This is a genomic window from Sphingobacterium sp. UGAL515B_05, from assembly GCF_033097525.1.
Taxonomy (GTDB): Bacteria; Bacteroidota; Bacteroidia; order Sphingobacteriales; family Sphingobacteriaceae; genus Sphingobacterium.
Genome location: NZ_CP109907.1, coordinates 703,656 through 724,968 on the forward strand (window position 1 = coordinate 703,656; position 21,313 = coordinate 724,968).

Consider the following 21,313-nt stretch of genomic DNA (forward strand, 5'->3'; position numbering starts at 1 on the left):
CTACCGAATAAGTAGTTTTTATTGGAATGCAAATATATAACAAAATCTATTGAATTAATAGATTTTGTTATATAAAAACACAAAACACTGTAAATGAAATATTTAAAATTAAAAACTAAGCTTTCAAAAGTTATTTAGTAAGCTAACTCACTATTATTGATCAAGCCATTTTTGAAACTTCGGAGATCGTTCCTCACTAACAATGACTACAATTCCCGGTGGAGTTGAGGGTATTAACTCTAATTTAATTCTATTCCGGCTAATTTTTAACATGGATTGAATCGCATCTATTCGGACAAGAAATTTACGATTGATCTGAAAAAAAACTGTTGGATCTACCTGTGTAACGAGATGAGTGATGGTATCTTCAATAATATATGCAATTCCAGATCCTTTTTCTACAGCATACAGCTCTTTGTCTTCCGCCATAAAATAAGCAATATCAGCAATGGCCAGCGACTTTAAAAAATTACCATATTTCACTAGAAAACGCTGTTTGAGCCGAGGTTCTACTTTGGGCAGTAGCGGTTCGATACGTTTCATAACCTCAGTCAACTCATCGCTGTCGAAAGGTTTTAACAGATAGGCATAACCCTTATTTTGAAAGGCCTCCAACGCATATTGTTCGTAAGCAGTCGTAAAAATCAACGGCACATCGATAGATACCTGCTTAAAAATTTCAAAGCTCAGCCCATCCATCAGGTGGATATCCATAAAAATCAGATCGAATTGATTTCTATTGATTGTCACCACCGCTTCCTGCACCTCTTTTGCATTGGTAAAGATCAGTTCACTTTCTCCATAGAGTGCAGTCAACATCTCCTTTAAGCCTACAAAAGCCCAGTCTTCGTCTTCGACAATCAGTATTTTCCATCCCATGGGTTGAATGTAATAAAAAATCCATTTCCTAAAAAGAAAATGGATTAATATATATAGGATTTAAAAAAAATCGATTATTTCAACAGATCGGGATTATTATTGATTGCTTCCTGTGGATAGCGTATCACATAACGAGGATCGTTCTGTTGCAGGGTTACCGTTCTGCCGAAACTACTGTGCGTGATCGCAGGACGTGTCGTCCGTTTTAGATCATACCAACGTAATCCCTCTAGCGCCAGTTCACGCTTACGCTCCAGTAAAACCGCATCTAGCAACTGTGCTGTTGACAAACTTGCGTCAGCCTTAGTTTCTTTGGCATAGGCATCTGCTGTGAATCTATTTTTCTTTAAAGCAGATAGGTATTTCAACGCTTCTGCAGTATTCCCCAACCGTACATAACATTCTGCTAAAGTCAAATAAAGATCAGCATTTCTAAAACTCACGTTAAAACGGTTTTCTCCACCTTTGAGGGATACAAAATCGCCACCACTTTTTTGGAAGTAACGACCTTTCCTCAAGTCACCATCCGAATATGCAGACAATAAGGAAGACGAAATAAATGAGCTCGAGCGAACTTCAGGAACAGACACTTTTTCCAGGGCCATAATCATCTCGGCAGATTCAAAATCATTCGGAAGTTGACTTCCCCCAACATTCAAGTCAACCAATTTATCGTTTATAGTGAGTGCCTTTTTTGCCGCATCAACCGCTGCTTGCCATTCTCCACGATATAAACGAACACGTGCGGCCATTGCATAAGCGGCACGTTTGCTAAAGCGATAATTAGCACCTTTAACCTGATCATCCACTGTTAATAAACTAGTCCCCTTCTCCATATCAGTTAGGATCTGCGCATAAGACTCTCCAATGGTCGCAGGCACAAAACGCTGCTCCAAATCAATTTTCGTTGACAAAGAGACACCGCGAAGCCCTGCATTATTAGCCGAATAGACCTCACTGTAAAGATTTAATAACTCAAAATGTGCATAGGCGCGCATCAGATAGGCTTCCCCTTTAATCTGATCCACCGTCGGATTGCTAGCCAACTTTTCATCAATAGTACTGATGACCTGATTGGTATAAAAAATACTGCTATAAAATGTCAAGTAAGGATAAGGAATCGTTGTCGGATCAGGGTTTTGATCATTCCAAAGATAGATATCTTTGGTTCTAGCAGCATCGGTCGAACTTTCATCTAACACTAACTCATCCGTACGTAGGGATAGATAAGACTTGTGTGCAGGAAAGTTTGCATAGCTACTTGTCATTAACCCCCTAAAATCACTTTCTGAAGCAGGAATGACAGTGCCTACCGGTTTTATATCTAAATATTTATCACAGGATGTCAATGCACTAGCGGCCATGATCATTCCAAAATAAATTATTTTTTTCATGTTATTATCAATTAAAAAAATTAAAAACTTGCTGACAGACCAAAGGCAAAAGATTTACTGATCGGTTGCGCATAATAGTTACCATAGGTCTCTGGATCAAAATACCCGTCGTAATTAGCACCGATAACAAAAAGGTTACGTCCTTCTACATTCACACGCAAATTGCCTGCGCCAATTTTTTTGCTTAGTGCGGCCGGTAAGGTGTAACCTAAACGTATACTATTGATGCGGACATAACTCATTTTCTTGGCCCAGATATCATATAGGTTGAATGATTTGATCGGATCGTTGCTTTCCATCCAACCAAAGGCCATCCAGCGATTATTTAATTCAGAACTTATACTTCCCAATGCGGGCATATTTCCGTCCTTTTGAACCGCCTTCAACAGATCTACAGTGTAATTCTGCCCCCGATCTACCAAAGCCGGGTTATAGGTGGGTGTACGGGTCACCCAACGTTCCAAATTAAATACCGCAGAGATCGCAAGATCAAAGTTAGCATAACGGAAACGGTTGGTCATACCGCCAACAAACTTAGGATCTTTACTGCCTTTATATTTAAATTTAGCGCGGTATTCTGCAGCTGTCATATCGGTTTGTGAAATATACCCTGGCAGGAACTCTGCCCAAGGATCATATAATCCATAGAACTCCTCAAAGCTTGAAACCGTTCCATCTTGATTTCTAAATTGCATCACCCCATCTTTATCCAATCCGGCTGTTTCCAACACATATAAACCATTAATTGGGCGTCCTACCTGTGTTTCAAGGGAATAAGCTTTTGGATTAGCCAGCACCTTTAATAGTTTGTTGTTATTATGTGCAATATTAAAATCTGTTGACCAAGAAAATTTATCAGTTTGGATTTGACGGCTTGAGATAGTCAATTCAACACCTTGATTTCTTGCGGAAGCCCAATTAACTTTTACATTTTGGAAACCATTTTCTAATGGAATTGCGCTATAGTCGATCAAGTCTGTGCTTTTTCTGTTATAATAATCAACAGTGATATTTAATCTATTTTTCCATAAGCCCAAATCAATTCCGGCATTATATGACTGTGTCTTTTCCCAGCGAAGTTTATCATTGGCAGGCATATCGACAAATACTGTTCCTTCATTATTACCTGGTAACATGGTAATGTTATTATAGTATCCAACAATAAAAGGATAGGTATTGCGATCAATATTTCCTTGCGTACCATAAGAGGCCCGCACTCGGAGATCAGACAAGGCTGTTTTTCCTTTTATAAACTCTTCTTCCAATACATTCCATGATCCAGAAATAGACCAAATCGGAAGAAAGCGGTATTTAGGATCTACACCAAACATATTCGAACCGTCTTGTCGAATACTTGCATATAGGTTGTATTTCCGATCAAATGTATAGGTTGCATTCCCATAGAACGAGGCATAAGAACTTTCCACAAATCCTTTTCTATATTGCACGAACCTTGAATCATTTTGGTATGTACTGTTTGGAAAGATAAGCGTTTGAGTCGTCAATGTGGCCGGGTTGTATCCAAAGCCTTTAGTCGTTACAATCTCACTCTTGCTTCGTCTCAGTTCTGTTCCGCCCATTACTTCCAGTTCGTGGCGATCGTTCCAAGTTTTATTGTATTTTAAGTACGTTTTCCAATTGTATTGAAACACGCTATTATTGGAATTCTCGATCGTTCCACCTACAGGTAAGAAATACTTATTTGTCTTACTAGCGGCATCATAGTAACGTGTAGCAGCGCGCAATTTGCGGGTATTATAACTTTCCTGATCAGCAAATTTTTCTGTTTTATTTTCATCAAATTGTAAACCAAATTCTGTTCTCAAGGATAACTGTGGTAAAATAGCGTATTCTAAATAACTGATTGCTTTTAACGCCTTATTCGTCAATGTATATTTGGTATTCTCACGTTCCTCTATTGCATTAAAAGGAATATAGGTATCTTTTTCAAAACCCTCGATATCTGGGTCATAGTTAAATTTCCCAGATTGATCATAAATAGAAAGATATGGGTTGACTGAACGGACATAATAACTTGGGTTCGTAAAAGCATCCCGATCCTGAATTGGATTTTGTCTATTCGAGACCGAGCCCAATAAATTAATACCGGCTTTAAATCGATCGTTGATTGTAAAGTCATTATTTAGCGTGAGGGAATAACGACGGAGATCTACCGCTTTTGTCGCTCCTTTTTCATCATAAAAACCACTGGACAAATAGTAGCGATGTCCATCATTACCACCAGAGATGGATGCCGAATATTGTTGATTAATTGCCTGACGGTACAATTCTTTCCCCCAGTCTGTTTGTTGTGTGCGCAATTGATTGATTGACTGTTGTACTTCCGGCGACAGAGCTGCTAAACCACCAGAACGATAAGCATCCAATGCATTTGCTTTGTTTAATATCCGCATAACAGCCCCCTTATCTGTACGATAATTTAAATCGGTACGGTCGGCCATCAAAAGTTCGAAATCTATTTTTTCACTGGCATCCATCAGATTAAGTTTACCAAAGTCTGGACGCTGTGTTACAAAGGTGTTGGCCGAAACCTGTAATTTTGCAGGTCCAGGTTTACCCCTTTTTGTGGTAATTACAATCACCCCATTTGCTGCCCTCGCACCATAGATTGAAGTCGCTGCAGCATCTTTCAAAACGGTAATATCGGCAATATCATCGGGGTTGATGCCTGCAATAGGAAGATTTGTCAAACTATTAAGATCGTCTTTATCTATTCGGTTTGGCATTGCAGTGCCTTCGATAGGCAAGCCATCAATCACCCATAAGGGATCCTGTGTACCATTCAGCGATACCGTACCACGGATACGGATCTGTGGTGCACTATTTGGTCCACCGTTAAAATTGCTCAACTGCAAACCCGCCACCTGACCAGCAAGCATTTCATCGATCGATGCAACCCCCGTCTGTTTGATGTCTGCTACATTGATTTTATTGTAAGCCGTCGTATTCTTACGTTTTTTGATATCCGTATAACCTGTTACGATCACTTCATCTAACGACTCGCCACTAGGCTGTAGTAAAATTGTTTTATGATCCTGGAATACCGGCACCTGAATACGCTGGTACCCGACATAGCTAATCGTTACATATTTTAAATTACTAGGCACTTTTAAGCGAAATTCACCAGCCGCATCGGTCAATGAACCCAAGGCCGACTGCTGCACCTGATTAGGTACGCCGATATCTTCTGCTACTGCCGAACTTTCAACGACAACCGTCGCCCCCACGACCGGTTTTAACGTGACCGCATCCAAAACCTTTCCTTTCAGTTCCCTGGATTCCTGCGCATGCACAACATGCACACACATGAAGGTCAACGGTATTAAAAACTTATTCATTTTGGTAGATGTTAATATATTAGTTTAATTCTAAGGTATTTGCAATACGTAGTAAAAGATCCATGTAATGCGATTTTGTAGTCGCGTCACCTGTCCCCTGCTTTTGTTTCAGCAACTGGTAAATCTCATATAGTTCAGCACGTTTATAGGTCAACATATCGGAAGTGCGTATCATGCCAGTGACATGTACATTCCGAAGTCCCGTTTGTGAAGAGGATGCATGTTGCGGATGTAAACATAGATCAGGTTGTGTCGCTTCAACCAGTTGCTCAATGCCTGCCAGTTTCTTCGCATTTAATTTCTCCATGGATTTATTGGTAGATACCATCAGAACATCCACATAGTTTTGTTGTAGCATCCGTGTCTTAAGATCCAACGATTGTCCACTGATGGTTTTAGCAAAGATCGTCTGACGTACTGAAGTTAGAAACTCAGGTGCACTCCATGCTTTTCTACTTCCAAAAAGATTTTCCATCTCAACCATACGCAGCAAACGTTCATCATTGACCAGTTTATACAACATAGCGTATTGAAATTCACGCTGTAAGTTATAAGGAGCATACTCAAATGGTCCTATTGGAGAATCTTTCAATGGAAAAGTTTTTGCCATCAGCTCTGGGACGAACAACCACTCGGGCATGTAAAAGACATTCTTCTTGAGGTATTCCAAAGCACGCACTTGTTTGTCTTTTGGTACTGGACTATAGGCATCTTTTTGATCACCCAAAACTGCATTTTCCAGATATATACCCCCGATATTATTTAAGACATGGTCCGCATACGCGTACCATTGTCCGACTACACCCATATATAATTTACCGGCACGGTAGTAATCATCACCTACATTAGTGGTCCAGTTGATAATATTAGGCATCATACGACGCAGATTCAGCATGCCGTATTCACCAGCTTTCATCGCGTCGTCACCAAGATCTTCCGACTGAGCCCGCGGATCAACGATATTTTTAGAATCTTGCTGTTCACCGTAATGGTAAATAGGATCATGTACATGGCTGTCAATTTCCTTTCTCAACAAAGGAATTTCATCCCAAGGTTGCGTTTTGCCATACCAACGGTAAGCCCAGCCAATAGCATACTTGTCGTAAGCACCGATCACGGGAGTGATCTGTTCCACACCATCTTCGGGTTGTGCCACATAGTTAAAACGAGCGTAATCCATAATTGAAGGAGCAGTCCCACCCATTTTGGCGGTGAAGCTTTTGCTACGCAATGAATCAACAGGAAAACTTGCCGAGGAGCCCATGTTATGCATAAGACCCAAGGTATGCCCAATTTCATGGGAAGAAACAAAGCGAATAGCATGTGCCATTTTTTCATCCGAAAACACATTGGATCGTACCGATGTATCTACTATACCTGTTTGTATACGCATCCAGCTATTTAAAATCGTCATGACGTTGTGCCACCAGATCACATCGGCTTCAAGGATCTCCCCCGAGCGCGGATCGACCACAGAAGGTCCCATGGCATTAGCCTGAGCAGATGCTGCATAAACGATCGAGGAAACATTGGCATCATCGGGATCAAATTTGACACTATCCGGCTGTTGTTTGGCCAGAATTGCATTTTTGAAACCAGCAGCTTCAAAGGCAACCTGCCAATCATGAACTCCATCGATGATCGCTTGTCGCCACTGTTTTGGTGTCGCCGGATCTAAATAAAAGACAATCGGTTTCTTTGGTTCGACCAACTCCCCTTTCAGATACCGCGCTTTATCTTCGTCACGCGGTTCTAAACGCCAGCGATTGACCAGATTTTTCTTATCCAGTTCCTGTTGTTTATCATTAAAATACCACCGTGGTGAAGTAAAGAAACCTACTCTTGGATCTGCAAACCGCGCAACCATAGGATTTTCAGGCAATTCGTAAAGGTTACTTGTAATTTCTAAAGAAACCGGTACAGATTCATTACCTTCAGTCACCTTGGTAGAGAATACAGACTTCACAACGATATTATTCGCATAGGATTTAATGTCTTCAACGGTAGATATACTCGTTTTAGGTGAAGTTCCCAAACCCAAAGACGTAAACACATCCGTAAAGCTTTTTTCTGAACCATCAAATACTTTGTTGACTTTGATCACCACGGCACTTGAATCCTTTGAATAGCTTTCAATTTTAAAAGATTCAATATAAGAAGGGCGATAATTATCATATACCGAAGCGGCTATTGCGTCACCTTTAGGGACTTCAACCTGAGGCTTAATCTCCGAAACCCACACCTCTTTCTTCTCTTTGCGAAGTGTAAACCGGATGACCTTATTTTCATAATTCATCCCTTTGTTTACCCCAGCCTCATTCAAGGCCAACGGTACAGAAGATAGCTTTTGGATCAACAATATATCTTGCCCCATCTTTTTCAATGGAATTTCAAAGTAGTAGTTGTTTTCTTTACGGATCACAGTAAACATTCCACTATCCACACGCGCATCTTTCAACAATTTGTCGTATGCAGCTGTAGAATCTTTCTTTGCCGTAGAATCTTTGGCAGAAGTAACCGTCTCTTTTTTTCTTAAACCTACTGTTTGCAATATAGAACAAGATTGCATTAGACCCGCCGAAAATAAAAGACCAATGGCTAGCTTAGTATAAGTGTTTTTCATCAAATAATTATTTTTGAGCTCGCTTTCAAAGGCATAAATGAGCTCGTGGCATTCTATTTGTTTTTCACTGGTGACGACGTAACATCAACCGAAAATCCATTGTTGATCCTAAGCCTGTTTTAGCTTCGGATGTTGAATCAGAAAGTAATTGCATCTATTCCATGGAGGTCAATCATAAGTTGCACTTTATAAAGACCTTGGCATTTTATGGGATAAGATTAGGCTAATCACAAACTAAAACCGCTGGATTAAGAGCCAAATTTGTTAAAAATATTGTACAGAATAACACATAAAGGGATGAACACGTCGTTCAGAGTGATGAACACGCACTATAAAAACATGAATACGTAGACACCTCCAATTTCATTATTCATATACAGCATTATGCGAGTGGTAATCGCACAATAAATTGCCCCGACGCTATCCCGAAATGAAAACCTGCCATGGCATAGTAACTATAGATGGATGACAAATAATTGAGCCCGTACCCCTCACCTTCAAGCTCTGCACCCTGTCTGGGCTGCCAGTTGTTGCTAACCTCCAGCAGGTTGGTTTCGGGTATATAGATTAAACGAATAGTAAGCGGATTCTCTATCGAAATGCGTGTATGCTTTATCGCATTCTCAATCAGCATTTGCAAACCTAAACGTGGAATTTTCTGTTCTAATAATTCTCTTGGAATATTTATATCCATATCCTGCAATGCCGCGCCGAACCGCACCTGCTGCAAAAAGAAATAGGCTTTGGCCAATTCCAGTTCCTCCCTTAGCGTAGACCATTCTGCCTCATCTGTACGCAACATTTTACGATAAACCTTGGTCATCTTTCCAATAAAAGACTTGGCCAGTTCATCGTCTTTTCCGATCAGGTACTGAAGCGACCCAAATGTATTGAATAGAAAATGTGGATTGATCTGTTGTCGCAATTGTACGAGACGCATCTGCGTATATTCATTTTCCTGCTTCAGGGCCAGCAATTTCAATTGTTGAATCTTGCGTCGCTCCATAACATTGAAATAGATCAATACCATCGCCACCAACATTAACCCCACCCCGAGCAAGATACTATAGGTCAACAGTTCCTGGATTTCTTCTTCAATGCTCAACAAGAGAACATACACCTTGATTTCACCACCAACAAACAGAATGTTACAGGGATACGAATTAACCATCACGTCCAGCTGCAGAAAATCTGACTGAACAATTTGTCCCTGTTTTGACACAGCGGAAGTATTTCTCTTTCCCCATGTTCGATTATCAGGAGAATAAACACAGATGCCGCGGTCATCATAGATCTCAAAATAAGCCCGCCTTCCGAAATTGAGCTTTGCAAAATAAGCATTCAGCTTTTCGATATCCATATAGATATGATATAACCGATGATTTATTGTTCGTGTCCGTAACAATGTTAGCATCCTATGGCTCATATAATCAGGTTGGCCGACCGGGATAATGACCAATAAGGAATCACCACTTTCCTTTGGATCAAACGTGGGTTGTTCCAATATTTTTTTTTCAGAAAGGTACAGATCCTGCTGTAGCAATTCCAATTGCTTTTTGACAAGAAACATATTCTCATCCGCAAAATCGATCAATATTCTTTTCTTAAGACGATCAACTTTATGATGGATAACACCGAGCAATCCCCCTCCTACCAGCAGCAGCAACAACAAACAGACAATCAGGATAATACTATTTTTCTGTTCGGCATTTTTAAATCGAAATTTCACGGCGCAAAAATACATCAAAATTTTCAAAGCTTTAGCAAACAAGTTCATAAGAAAGCTCTAACCCAGCCTTTTGTCAATGAAAAACGACATATTCCAAGAGCTAACCAAAATAAATGGCGCATTTAATAAAGATTAATAATAATTTTCTGATTTTTGTAACCACAAAAAATTACAAAGTGTCAAAAGCAACATTTATAAAAGTTGTGAAACGTATCGCTATCGTTTTTACAAGCATCGTCGTACTACTCGTTATCAGCATATTATCTATTCCCTATATATTCGAAAATGAAGTAAATAGCAAGGTCAAATCACTCGTAAACGAGCATATTACTGGTGAGTTAAATTATTCAAAAGTAAGATTAACCTTCTTTGATCAATTCCCTTTGCTTACTGCATCGATGGATGATGTCTTACTAAAAGGGGCCGAGCCTTTTAAAAACGATACGCTGCTCGCCGCGAAAAAAGTCAGTTTTGGTGTGGACCTTATGAGTCTTCTCAAATCTAAAATTGTCATCGATAAATTTATCGTGAACAGCGGAAAGATCAACATCTTGGTTGATTCTATGGGAAATGCCAATTATTCTATTTATAAATCCACCCCGTCAGATTCAACAAAAACACAAGATAATGCAGAAAGTAGCGCTTTGGCTTTTCAATTAATTAAACTTGAAAAAACAAATCTCCATTATGAGGACCGCTCCATTCCGCTTCAGATAGAGGCAAAAGATCTCGAATATGAGGGTAAGGGAGATCTGATGTCAAATATTTTTGACTTGAACACACGTGCAAAAATTGAATCCTTTTCATTTTCCTTTGACAATGAATTATATGTGGACAAAAAGTCGATCGATGCCAATTTGCTAACACGGATCAATACCAATACGTTATCCTTCGTCTTCGAACGAAATGATATTAAAATAAATCAATTACCAGTTCGTTTCCGTGGATTGTTGTCTTTTATTTCCCATGGTTATCACCTAGATTTTAAATTAAAATCACAGGAAAGCACCTTGGCCGAATTACTTTCATTAGTCCCAAATAGCTATGCCTCTTGGATCAAGGACCTCTCCGTGAAAGGTACATCTGAGGTTTTTGTTAACCTAGAAGGTGATTATATTGTCGACAACAACAAAATGCCTAATCTTTCACTTGGGCTCATGGTCAACAATGGCTTTCTCGCGTATAAACAATCCACCAATCCGCTAACAGACTGGAATGCAAAATTACGGATAGACTTGCCGGCACTGAATCCAGACTCACTACAAATTGATCTTAAACAATTTGACTTTAAAGTTGCTTCAGGCTATTTCAATGCACAGGGCAACATTGCGGGTTTACACCCTGTAACCGTGCATGCCAACATAAAAAGTGATCTTAATCTCGATAAACTCCATGCCTCGCTACAGTTTCCCGATTTTTCTTTCGGTGGAAAGTGGAATCTTGACGCAAAAATCGACGGCACATACGCCAAAGCTGTTCGCAAGGTAGGGCTCCAAAAGCGCGAACAGGAATACGTCGCATCCATTCCTACTTTTGATATCAAAAATACACTCGTAGATGGTAAATTCAAATTGGCTAAGCTCCCACAGGGATTGGACAAAATTGCCTATCGTCTAGAAGCAAAGGATCCCGATGGCCAGTTAAAAAGTGCATCAATAGCAATCCATGACATTTCTGTTCAGGCACTTAACAACTATATAAAAGGATTTATTTCAATAACAGATTTTAATAAAATTGCAGTCAATTCGGATTTAAAGGCATCATTTAATTTAGCAGATATCAAAAATTTCTACCCAATTAAACAAGTCGAATTGGCCGGATTGGTGGATGTCAACCTGATAGCAAAAGGTTATGTGGATCTCAAGCGAAACATTTTTCCCGAAACCAATACGTCCATCGTGATGAAGAATGGGTTAATCAAGTCAAATGATTATCCTATCCCGATGGAAAATATTCAGGTCGAAGCTTTTGTCAATAGCGAAAAAGGTTCACTTCGAGATCTGAATGTCAAAATTCTACCAGTATCATTTACATTTGCTGGTGAACCTTTTTTCTTGAATGCAGACCTCAAGAACTTCAATAACATCAAATACAACATACAGTCCAAGGGTAAGCTCAATCTCGGCCCTATTTATAAACTCTTTGCATTGGATGGTACCAATGTCGATGGCTTTATCTATACGGATTTCAGTTTAAAAGGCTTACAGAGCGATGCCACCAATGGTCATTATAACCGACTCCAAAATAGCGGTCGGTTAAGTATTGGAAATATCCAAGTTCAGTCCGACATGCTTCCACAGCCTATTGCAATTAGAAGTGGGAACTTCAGTTTCAATCAGGAGAAAATGAATTTCGATAAATTCCTGGTTGCCTATGCTAAGAATGATATTTCCATCAAAGGATATCTCAACAATATTATTAATTATGCAACAAGTAGTCAAGCACCGTTAAAAGGTCAATTTACACTCAGCAGCAAGAAAATCAATGTGGATGATTTCATGGTTTTTGCCAGCCCTAGTTCGTCTACAACAGCAAGCTACTCCGAAAGCGGTGTGGTTCTTCTCCCCAAAAATTTGGACGTTCAGGTCTTAGGGCTTGTCAACGCCATATCATATAACAAAATGAATATCAAAGATTTCAAAGGAGACCTACAGGTAAAAGAAGGTAAGATGACACTGAATAAAACAAACTTTGAACTCGCGGGACTAAAAGTAGATATGAACGGAAGTTATCGTCCCATAAATCCACGTAGAGCAAGTTTTGATTATGCGGTGAAAGCCGACAGCTTTGATATTCAACGCGCTTACAAAGAAATACCGATGTTCAGAGAAATGGTTAGCTCTGCCAAAAATGCTTATGGTCTTGTTTCATTGGATTACAAATTGGGTGGTCTATTGAATGGCAATATGCAACCTATAATGCCTTCTATCGTCGGCGAGGGATCCTTAACACTAAATCAGATTAAGTTCAGAGGCTTCAAACTACTCAATGGAATTAGTCAATCTACTTCCAAAGAAAAATTGAAGGATGGCGAAGTAAAAAAAGTTGTTATTAAATCCCATATCAAAAATAATGTGATGACCATCGAACGCACGAAAATGAAAATGATGGGATTCAGGCCCCGCTTTGAAGGTCAAGTAACCTTAGACGGACGGATGAACCTGGGTTTTAGACTGGGCTTACCTCCTTTTGGAATCTTTGGGATACCTATGCGAATTACGGGCACTCCAGATAACTTTCACTTAAAAATGGGAAAATACAAAGAAGAGGATCTCGACATGGACATGGATGACGAGGACAGTAAAGTATATAAAGAATCTCAAAAAGTGCAAGAAACACAGACTAAGTAAACGCGTAATTAGTTTTTTAGTAAATCCAGTCGACACAATAGTGCTCAATTAAAAACGTTATTAAGTTAACAGAAAGATTTGTTAACTTAATAACGTTTTTAATTGATGAAAACTATGAGATACATACTAATTATACCCCTTGCGGTTCTATCCATCTGCAGTTGGTCCAGTTTCAATACCGTTAACGATCAGAAAAATCCCTTATATGGGAAAGTATTCCGTGAGATCAACGAAATTGCTGAATTAAAATCTTATACCTACACAACTGGCGCACTTATTGAAACCGACAAGAATGCACAGGGCGATTATCGCTTTGCTGCCGGCTATTTTACAAATGCCAAAAATGGTGTTTGTATTTTAGAGGAATTATTACCCGATGATAGCAAAGGTAAAGTCAAATACAAGATTTTGGATACCATCAATATCCAAAAACTGAAGTCCAACGAGCAGCTTAGCTTATGCAACTGCAAGCAAGGTGACAAACCAAACAGTGAAATTATAGCCATTAGCCGGGTCGATGAAAGCAAAGAATATTTCGACAAAATCGTCAAGGCATGGCGCATGGATACCAAAAGCCAGAAAATTATTCCTTTAAAAGACACAAAAGGTATAAGCTGTCTCAATGAAGGCTACGGCATCTAGAAGCGACAGGGTTTTTCAAATCAAGCCGTCAGCCTTCAACTTGTCAAACACATGCAAAACGCCAATGACCTGGATCGGTTCTTCCAGGTACTCTTGGTGTGAAAAATAACGAACGGCGCCAATCTCATTACTGGGTTCGATCTGTTCTGTTAATGGATACAAAAAACAATCTTGTTCCATGATAACCTCTGGCACAAGCCCATATGCCGGGGCTGTAACATGGCAATAATAGGATATTTTATCCGGATCCAGATTGATATTTAGCTCCTCCAAAATCTCACGACGAAGGGACTGCAGAGCTTCCTCCCCCGCATCAATCTTTCCCCCCGGCAGATACCATGCCTTTCTATTGTTGCTATACGCTAATAATAATTTATCCTCCTTAATACTCACTAAACCCGCTGTAGGCAAACATTTTGTTGTTGTCATGAAATGTATTATAAGCTATTACTGATTAAATACGCTAGATGTGAAATTACTTCTTTTACGACATTTATCAAAGCGCGACAGCTAATTTGGAGAATCCTTCATTAAAACTTTGCACAAAATCAATAGAGAGGCTAATCAATATCCCGAAACAGCATGGGCTAGTTTATCTTTGAGCACAAGCTTCCGTAGACTCTTCAAAAAAGTCTCCGCATGATGCATGGTAAAACACAGCGGCGGTAATAAACGGAGCGTATAGCGTCCTGCATATCCTGTAAAAATCTTTTCAGAAAACAGCAATTCTTTCCGCAGATGTCGAATATCGTTTTCAAACTCTACGCCAATCATCAAACCTTGCCCCCTAACTTCACTCACGCCATGAATTTTTCTTAATTCTGTCAACAAAAATTCACCTACAGCTGCGGCATTATCAATCAATTGCTCCTTTTGAATTACTTCAAGTACAGCCAGAGCCGCCGCGCAGACCGCATGACTGCCGCCAAAAGTAGTCCCCAATTGTCCTATGACCGGCTTTATTTTAGGCGAAATAATTGTCGCCGCCATCGGCAGCCCATTTGCAATCCCTTTGGCCACAGTAATTAGATCGGCTTCTATCCCAGCATGCTGATGTGCAAAGAAAAGTCCCGTGCGCCCATAACCGCATTGAATTTCATCCAAAATAAGCATAGTCCCAGTTTTCGTGCAGATTGCTCTTACTTCCTGTAAGAAACTAGGACTTGCCCGATGAATTCCCCCTACTCCTTGAATAGGTTCAATAATGACCGCACAATATTCTTCCGTTTCCAATTGTTTTTTCAAACTGGAGATCTCATTGAAAGGTGTAAAGATAAATTGTTCACTTTCATTTATTGGTGCACGAATTGACTGGATATCCGTTGCCGCAACCGCAGCTGAAGTTCTCCCATGAAACGCATTGGACATCGCCAATACTTTCCTCCTTCCCGTATGGAACGAAGCTAACTTCAGTGCATTTTCATTTGCTTCAGCTCCCGAATTACTGTAAAAAATAGCATAGGTCGGATAGCCACAGGCATTACCTAAGCGTTGGGCCAAACGATCCTGAAGATCGTTTGTAACTGCATTTGAATAAAATCCTATTTTGTTCATCTGTTGGATAGTTTGCTCAACAACATGCGGATGGCTATGCCCAACAGAAATAACGGCATGACCACCATAGAGATCTAGATAGGCCTGTTGCTGTTTATCATAGACAAAGCAACCAAGGGCTCGTTCGATCGCAATATCAACTTTCTCAAAAACGGGAAATGGTTTCATGAATGACTTAGAATTAGTAAAACTCAAAAATCCACTTAAATCCCCTTCCATTCCTAGTCCAAGATGGTTATTTATTCCTAGTCCAGCCGACACAGGCAATAAACAAAATAACTCATCTTAAATAGAATAGCGCAGCACTGCTCATGCACCATCTATCAAATGTATTTTAATCCTGCAGAACAATTGTATATTTGAACAATTACCGGATACAACAGGCTCATGCTTAGACCTTGGAATTTAACGATAGATATTGACAGATCCTCTTCAAAAGCGATTTACATCCAAATAGCGGATAACATTGCTGCTGATATTCAATCAGGTAGATTGCCGAAGGGAACGGCCTTACCGAGTAGCAGATCTCTTGCAGCCCAACTAAAATTAAACCGAAACACGGTAATTGACGCCATACAGTTGCTGTTGAGCGAAGGCTGGCTGGTTAGTCAAGCACGTAGAGGTATATTTGTAGCGGCCCAATTACCTTATGGCTCGAACCTATATGTTGCACAAAAGATCGAATTATCTGATCATCAGCCACCCACACGCATTATATTCGATGACGGTAATCCAGACAGTAAGATTGCCCCGGTAGAACAGCTCGGACGGGCCTATCGCCAAATTTTTAAACGCAGCGCACGTTGGAAAATGATGGGATACGCCGATCCCCGAGGTCATCTAGATTTTCGTGAAGAAATCGCCAATATGCTCAACATCGAACGCAACATGCACATCGATAAAAATAAGCTATGTATCAGTCGTGGAAGCCAAATGGCCATGTACCTGGTCGCTCAATGCCTATTGCAGCCCAATGATTATATTTTTGTGGAGTCTCCTGGATACCATTCAGCCTGGAAGATCTTTGAAAAAGCCCGTGCGAAATTGATTCCTATTCCCGTAGATACCAATGGTCTTATCGTTGAAGAATTGCTACCTCATTTATTGAAAAAGAGCAATATTAAGGCGCTATACCTTACCCCACATCGACAATATCCAACCACTGTCACATTAAACAAAGAACGGAGATCACAATTAATAGCATTATCCAACCAATATAACTTTACGATCATTGAGGATGATTACGACTACGAATTTCATTTTGAACAAGTTCCCTATTATCCGCTCGCTTCACAGCAGGAGCTGATCAATACAGTATACATTGGTACGCTGAGCAAAGTTGTCGCACCAGCACTCCGTATCGGTTATCTTGCAACGAGAAACGAGCAGTTGCTCCAGCAGATTACCGAACTTCGCTACATCATCGATATCCAAGGAGACAATATTATGGAGCAAGCTGTACTGGAACTCATTCAGGATGGAACAATTCGTAGACATATCCGAAAAGCAACACAGCTTTACAAAAGGAAACGTGATTTTATGATCGCCCAATTGGACAAACATCTGCAGGATCATGTGAACTACACTTCTCCACAAGGGGGATTGGCGGTTTGGCTATCTTTTAAACATCAAATCGACTGGGCATTTTTATTCCAAAAATTAAAGGAAAAATCAGTACATATACCGCATCCCGAAAACTACAGCAGAGAAAATGCTTTTGGCGGAATACGGCTAGGCTACGGATCCTTATCAGAGGAATTAATCGAAGAAGGAATAGTCATTTTGGCTGAACTTTTGGAACAGGCAAAACTCTCCACGTAATGGTTTGAAACACAAAAAGCAACTAGACTATTTTCCAATTTGGACGAACTTCTTTAGATTAAAATTTCGAAAAAACAAGCACATTCAATATTTAATTCCGCCCCATAAAGACCGATTAAAAGATTAGTATAGGCAATACGTAAAAAACAGTTAAAAATGCTGATAAACGTAATTATTTTGTCAAAAATCAATTTTTTCACTTATTAATCGCATAAATTAACCGTAGTTTTACGGCGCAAAAAACACACGAGTAATTCCTAATAGGATAGCTATATAAAGAGAGAGAATAGAGTACATTAATTTATGACTGAGAGAATACCCAGCAGGCCATATGCAGCAATAACTGGTATTGGCGGATATATTCCACCGAATAAAAGATCAAATACAGATTTAGAGCAGTTTTGCGATACATCCGATGAGTGGATTATCAAACGCACAGGTATTAAGGAGCGGAGAATTTTAGATGAAAATCTTGCCACATCAGACATGGCTGTAAAAGCTATACAAGATTTGGCAACACAATATCATAAAAATCTGAACGATGTGGATGCCTTAATTGTGGCGACTTCGACACCTGATATGCCGATGCCGGCAACAGCAAATATCATTTTAGAAAAATTAGGTCTTACCAATGTTTGGGCTTTTGATGTCAATGCTGCTTGCTCTGGATTTTTATATGCCTTAGATATGGCTTCTGCTCTCGTTGAGACTGGACGTTATAAAAATGTACTCGTAGTCGGAGCCGACAACATCAGTACTTATGTCGATTTAAAAGACCGTTCAACCAATATTCTTTTCGGTGATGGCGCTGGTGTGATATGGCTTGAGCCATCTTTAGAAGGTGGAATTATGGATGCCTATCTATGTAGCAATGGAGCGGGAAAAGAATTTTTAAAAATTGAAGCCGGCGGTTCTTTGTATCCAATCGACAGCAATCTTCCTGTTAACGACAACAGATTCCTGAAACAAGATGGTAAAACTGTATTTAAACATGCTGTGCAGTCTATGAGCGATGCCTGCAATACGGTTTTGCAACGCAACAACCTACAGATTGAAGATATCAATTGGTTAATCCCACATCAGGCTAATCAGCGCATCATTGATGCCGTTGGGCGTAGTCTTAATATACCAGAAGATAGAGCGTTAAGTAATATCGAATACCTAGGAAATACCATTGCTGCCACGATCCCACTATGTATCTGGCAAAATATTAAAAAATTAAATACCGGTGATTTAGTCATGTTAACCGCCTTTGGTGCAGGTTTCTCTTGGGGAGCCAGCATATTTAAATGGATGATTTAAGCGATCAAAAACTTTAGTCGTCATAAATTCACACTAAAATGAAACCCCAGGAATCAATGATTTCTGGGGTTTTTCTTTAATTCCCGCTACCAAAAACAGCTTCGCCATTGCGCAAGAAGAATCGAAGCTATCCTCTTTTTACAGGCAGCACTGTGAAGAAGAAAGTAACAAATAATGGGGAGTTTATAGGGAGCTTATAGGGACCTTATAGGGACCTCATTCGGATAAAAGCGTCTAAAGTCCGATTTAATTTCCAATAAAGTCCCCATAATGTTTGTATCATTTAAGAAGATTTCCTCCATCTATCCTATCTTTTAATGGCAAAAGAAAAGGGGGCTTTGCATTGCAAAGCCCCCTAACTCAAATAAGATCTACGCTTTAATAATTTAATGACAAGCCTACACCAAAGCCCATATCACTATCATAATGCGTTCTAAACGCCATATTTTTCGTGATGACATAATTTAGTCCCGCCATATATTCAAGGTCCGAGTTGACCATAAAATCACCACGGATTCTTCTAGCGATCGGAATATCTTCTCGCATCAGCTGCAATCTGACAATACCATCGTGATACACCTCCGCCTGAAAATTGACCAACATAGGTAAAGTATACATAAAACCTAGACTCAAAGCTTTGCGACTATCTTTTTTATTGGCCTGCCCAAAGATATTTTTCTCATGTTCATCCTGCCCCATACGGCGATAACGATAATCAAAACCTACAAATGGCATAAACCATTGCATCTTCCCAAAGTATCTTCCCAGGTGGGTTTCCACCTCATAGCCATGCATATCGTTATACCCTAATCGCCATTCGGAACCGAGCTGCCAACGCGCATTCTGAAACATGGCCTGACCGTCATTTCCATTGGTCGCAAAATCATTTTGTGCCATAAAATGGGTCATATTACTTTCCATTTGCAATTCCTTGTAGGCTTTGGCTTTGTCTGGAAGATTTGGATTTTTATAATCATCCACAGCAAATACGCGATTCATCCCAGCCATCATATGATACAGGATGTGGCAATGAAAAAACCAGTCACCTTCTTCATTTGCTAAGAATTCGATCGTATCCGTCTCCATTGGCATGATATCCACCACATTTTTCAATGGCGCTTTTGATCCTTTTCCATTCAACAGTCTAAAGTCAAAGCCATGCAGATGTATTGGATGACGCATCATCGAATTATTATAGATGGAAATGCGCAATACCTCGCCCTTTTTTACAGGTATCTTATCCGTTTCAGAGAGAATTTTATTGTCCATGCTCCATACATAACGGCTCATATTTCCCGTAAGCGTAAATTTAAGATCTCGTATCGGCGCTTCTTTAGGCAGTTCTGTCGCTTGAGGAGATTCCAACATCGCATAGTTTAGCGTTACAATATCGCCCAATGCATTGGCATTATAACGATTGGGATCTTCTTCCATCTTCATTTGTCCATGATCCATACCGCTATGTTTACTGTGATCTTCTTTTTTCTTTCCATCACCTGTAATTTCGGGATACATCACCACATTCATATCCATCTGATTCAGACTCATCTTCATACCCATATCATTGAGATCCCCATTCATCTTCATCATATCGTTCATCATCTTCATGCCTTCAAAATATTTAAGGCGGGGAAGTGGAGAAATCAACTGTTTGATGCCATTTCCGACAAAATAACTCGCAGATTGCGTTCGATCTTCTGTTGTTGCCATGAATTCGTAAGCTGTACCTTCATTTGGGATTGTTACAACGACATCATAAGTCTCCGATACGGCAATCATTAATCGATCGACCTCCACCGGTACCACATCATTCCCATCATTGGCAACAACGGTAATTTTGCCACCGGCATAGCGCAGCCAAAAATAAGACGAAGCACCTCCGTTGGAAATTCGTAAACGCACTTTATCTCCTGCTTTCAAAGCTTTACCATTCACCGATTTTAAATCCGTGGAATGAGCCCCGTTCATCAGGACCTTATCATAATACACATCACTGACATCCATTGCCAGCTGACGTTTCCATTCATTCGTGACTTTCGTCTTAAACTTCCCTTCTTTAATAGCTTCAACGTACGATTGTGTAGCGCCTTTTTTTATCGCGGCCCAATCGTTGGCCGTGTGTAACATCCGCTGAATGTTATTGGGATTATAATTTGTCCATTCACTCAATATGACCGGAATCGTGGGTAAATCATCAATTCCTTTGCGGAAAGTCTTATCATCTGCACGCTTGTTGAGAATAAGACTACCATACATACCGATCTGTTCCTGTAGGCCGGAATGCGAATGATACCAGTGTGTACCGTGCTGGATTATCGGAAAGCGATAGGTATAAGTCGAATTCGGCTTTATAGGTTCCTGCGTCAGGTGTGGCACTCCGTCTTCTTTGTTCGGCAGAAAAATACCATGCCAATGTAGCGACGTACTCTCCTTTAACTCATTGTGAACAACAATTTCCGCCGTATCTCCTTCAGTAAAAGTCAGGGTAGGCATCGGAATCTGTCCGTTTACAGCGATTGCCCGTTTTGATTTGCCGGCATAATTGACAATGGTATCCCGTACATAAAGGTCATGACGAACCACTTTCTGGGCCAGCACTGTCAGTTGTGTCATCAATAATAAAACAACCGTTAATATATTACTCTTTTTACGCATGTTCA

12 protein-coding genes are annotated in these 21,313 nt (G+C 40.0%); 4 read left to right on the top strand and 8 right to left on the bottom strand.

Annotated elements, in window-relative coordinates; genetic code table 11:
- Positions 1–153: 153 nt before the first annotated feature.
- The 5 genes from OK025_RS02760 to OK025_RS02780 all read right to left on the bottom strand — a co-directional run bounded on the left by OK025_RS02760 (position 154) and on the right by OK025_RS02780 (position 9,999).
- On the bottom strand, positions 154–879 hold the full coding sequence (locus OK025_RS02760) for a LytTR family DNA-binding domain-containing protein (protein ID WP_317668259.1): 726 nt from the start codon (positions 877–879) through the stop codon (positions 154–156).
- Positions 880–953: 74 nt separating this feature from the next.
- Complete coding sequence (locus OK025_RS02765) at positions 954–2,273, bottom strand: RagB/SusD family nutrient uptake outer membrane protein (protein WP_317668260.1); 1,320 nt, start codon at positions 2,271–2,273, stop codon at positions 954–956.
- Positions 2,274–2,293: 20 nt separating this feature from the next.
- On the bottom strand, positions 2,294–5,632 hold the full coding sequence (locus OK025_RS02770) for a SusC/RagA family TonB-linked outer membrane protein (RefSeq protein ID WP_317668261.1): 3,339 nt from the start codon (positions 5,630–5,632) through the stop codon (positions 2,294–2,296).
- Between the two features lie 19 nt (positions 5,633–5,651).
- Positions 5,652–8,255 (bottom strand): zinc-dependent metalloprotease, encoded by a 2,604-nt coding sequence (locus OK025_RS02775; protein ID WP_317668262.1) that lies wholly within the window; start codon positions 8,253–8,255, stop codon positions 5,652–5,654.
- A gap of 382 nt (positions 8,256–8,637) precedes the next feature.
- Positions 8,638–9,999, bottom strand: coding sequence for a sensor histidine kinase (locus OK025_RS02780; RefSeq protein ID WP_317669753.1), 1,362 nt, complete (start codon positions 9,997–9,999; stop codon positions 8,638–8,640).
- A gap of 161 nt (positions 10,000–10,160) precedes the next feature.
- Here OK025_RS02780 and OK025_RS02785 point away from each other — a divergent pair, with 161 nt between their 5' ends.
- Positions 10,161–13,334, top strand: a complete 3,174-nt coding sequence (locus OK025_RS02785) for an AsmA-like C-terminal region-containing protein (RefSeq protein ID WP_317668263.1) — start codon at positions 10,161–10,163, stop codon at positions 13,332–13,334.
- Positions 13,335–13,448: 114 nt separating this feature from the next.
- Positions 13,449–13,976 (top strand): hypothetical protein, encoded by a 528-nt coding sequence (locus OK025_RS02790; protein ID WP_201666079.1) that lies wholly within the window; start codon positions 13,449–13,451, stop codon positions 13,974–13,976.
- A 15-nt stretch (positions 13,977–13,991) separates the two neighbouring features.
- Here OK025_RS02790 and OK025_RS02795 read toward each other — a convergent pair whose 3' ends face one another.
- Positions 13,992–14,405 carry an NUDIX domain-containing protein gene (locus OK025_RS02795; protein ID WP_317668264.1) on the bottom strand — a complete coding sequence of 138 codons (414 nt, stop codon included), beginning with the start codon at positions 14,403–14,405 and terminating at the stop codon, positions 13,992–13,994.
- Positions 14,406–14,540: 135 nt separating this feature from the next.
- Positions 14,541–15,698 carry an aspartate aminotransferase family protein gene (locus OK025_RS02800; RefSeq protein ID WP_317668265.1) on the bottom strand — a complete coding sequence of 386 codons (1,158 nt, stop codon included), beginning with the start codon at positions 15,696–15,698 and terminating at the stop codon, positions 14,541–14,543.
- 219 nt (positions 15,699–15,917) lie between these two features.
- Here OK025_RS02800 and OK025_RS02805 point away from each other — a divergent pair, with 219 nt between their 5' ends.
- Complete coding sequence (locus OK025_RS02805) at positions 15,918–17,351, top strand: PLP-dependent aminotransferase family protein (protein WP_317668266.1); 1,434 nt, start codon at positions 15,918–15,920, stop codon at positions 17,349–17,351.
- 303 nt (positions 17,352–17,654) lie between these two features.
- Positions 17,655–18,653: a beta-ketoacyl-ACP synthase III gene (locus tag OK025_RS02810; RefSeq protein ID WP_317668267.1), complete on the top strand. Its 999-nt coding sequence runs from the start codon at positions 17,655–17,657 to the stop codon at positions 18,651–18,653.
- A 378-nt stretch (positions 18,654–19,031) separates the two neighbouring features.
- Here the strand turns inward: OK025_RS02810 and OK025_RS02815 are convergent, their stop codons facing one another.
- Positions 19,032–21,308, bottom strand: coding sequence for a multicopper oxidase family protein (locus tag OK025_RS02815; RefSeq protein WP_317668268.1), 2,277 nt, complete (start codon positions 21,306–21,308; stop codon positions 19,032–19,034).
- Positions 21,309–21,313 lie beyond the last annotated feature (5 nt).

Coding starts and splice junctions, on each gene's coding strand:
- OK025_RS02760 (WP_317668259.1), bottom strand. CDS start 879: ATGGGATGGAAAATACTGATTGTCGAAGACGAAGACTGGGCTTTTGTA.
- OK025_RS02765 (WP_317668260.1), bottom strand. CDS start 2,273: ATGAAAAAAATAATTTATTTTGGAATGATCATGGCCGCTAGTGCATTG.
- OK025_RS02770 (WP_317668261.1), bottom strand. CDS start 5,632: ATGAATAAGTTTTTAATACCGTTGACCTTCATGTGTGTGCATGTTGTG.
- OK025_RS02775 (WP_317668262.1), bottom strand. CDS start 8,255: ATGAAAAACACTTATACTAAGCTAGCCATTGGTCTTTTATTTTCGGCG.
- OK025_RS02780 (WP_317669753.1), bottom strand. CDS start 9,999: ATGTATTTTTGCGCCGTGAAATTTCGATTTAAAAATGCCGAACAGAAA.
- OK025_RS02790 (WP_201666079.1), top strand. CDS start 13,449: ATGAGATACATACTAATTATACCCCTTGCGGTTCTATCCATCTGCAGT.
- OK025_RS02795 (WP_317668264.1), bottom strand. CDS start 14,405: ATGACAACAACAAAATGTTTGCCTACAGCGGGTTTAGTGAGTATTAAG.
- OK025_RS02800 (WP_317668265.1), bottom strand. CDS start 15,698: ATGAAACCATTTCCCGTTTTTGAGAAAGTTGATATTGCGATCGAACGA.
- OK025_RS02805 (WP_317668266.1), top strand. CDS start 15,918: ATGCTTAGACCTTGGAATTTAACGATAGATATTGACAGATCCTCTTCA.
- OK025_RS02810 (WP_317668267.1), top strand. CDS start 17,655: ATGACTGAGAGAATACCCAGCAGGCCATATGCAGCAATAACTGGTATT.
- OK025_RS02815 (WP_317668268.1), bottom strand. CDS start 21,308: ATGCGTAAAAAGAGTAATATATTAACGGTTGTTTTATTATTGATGACA.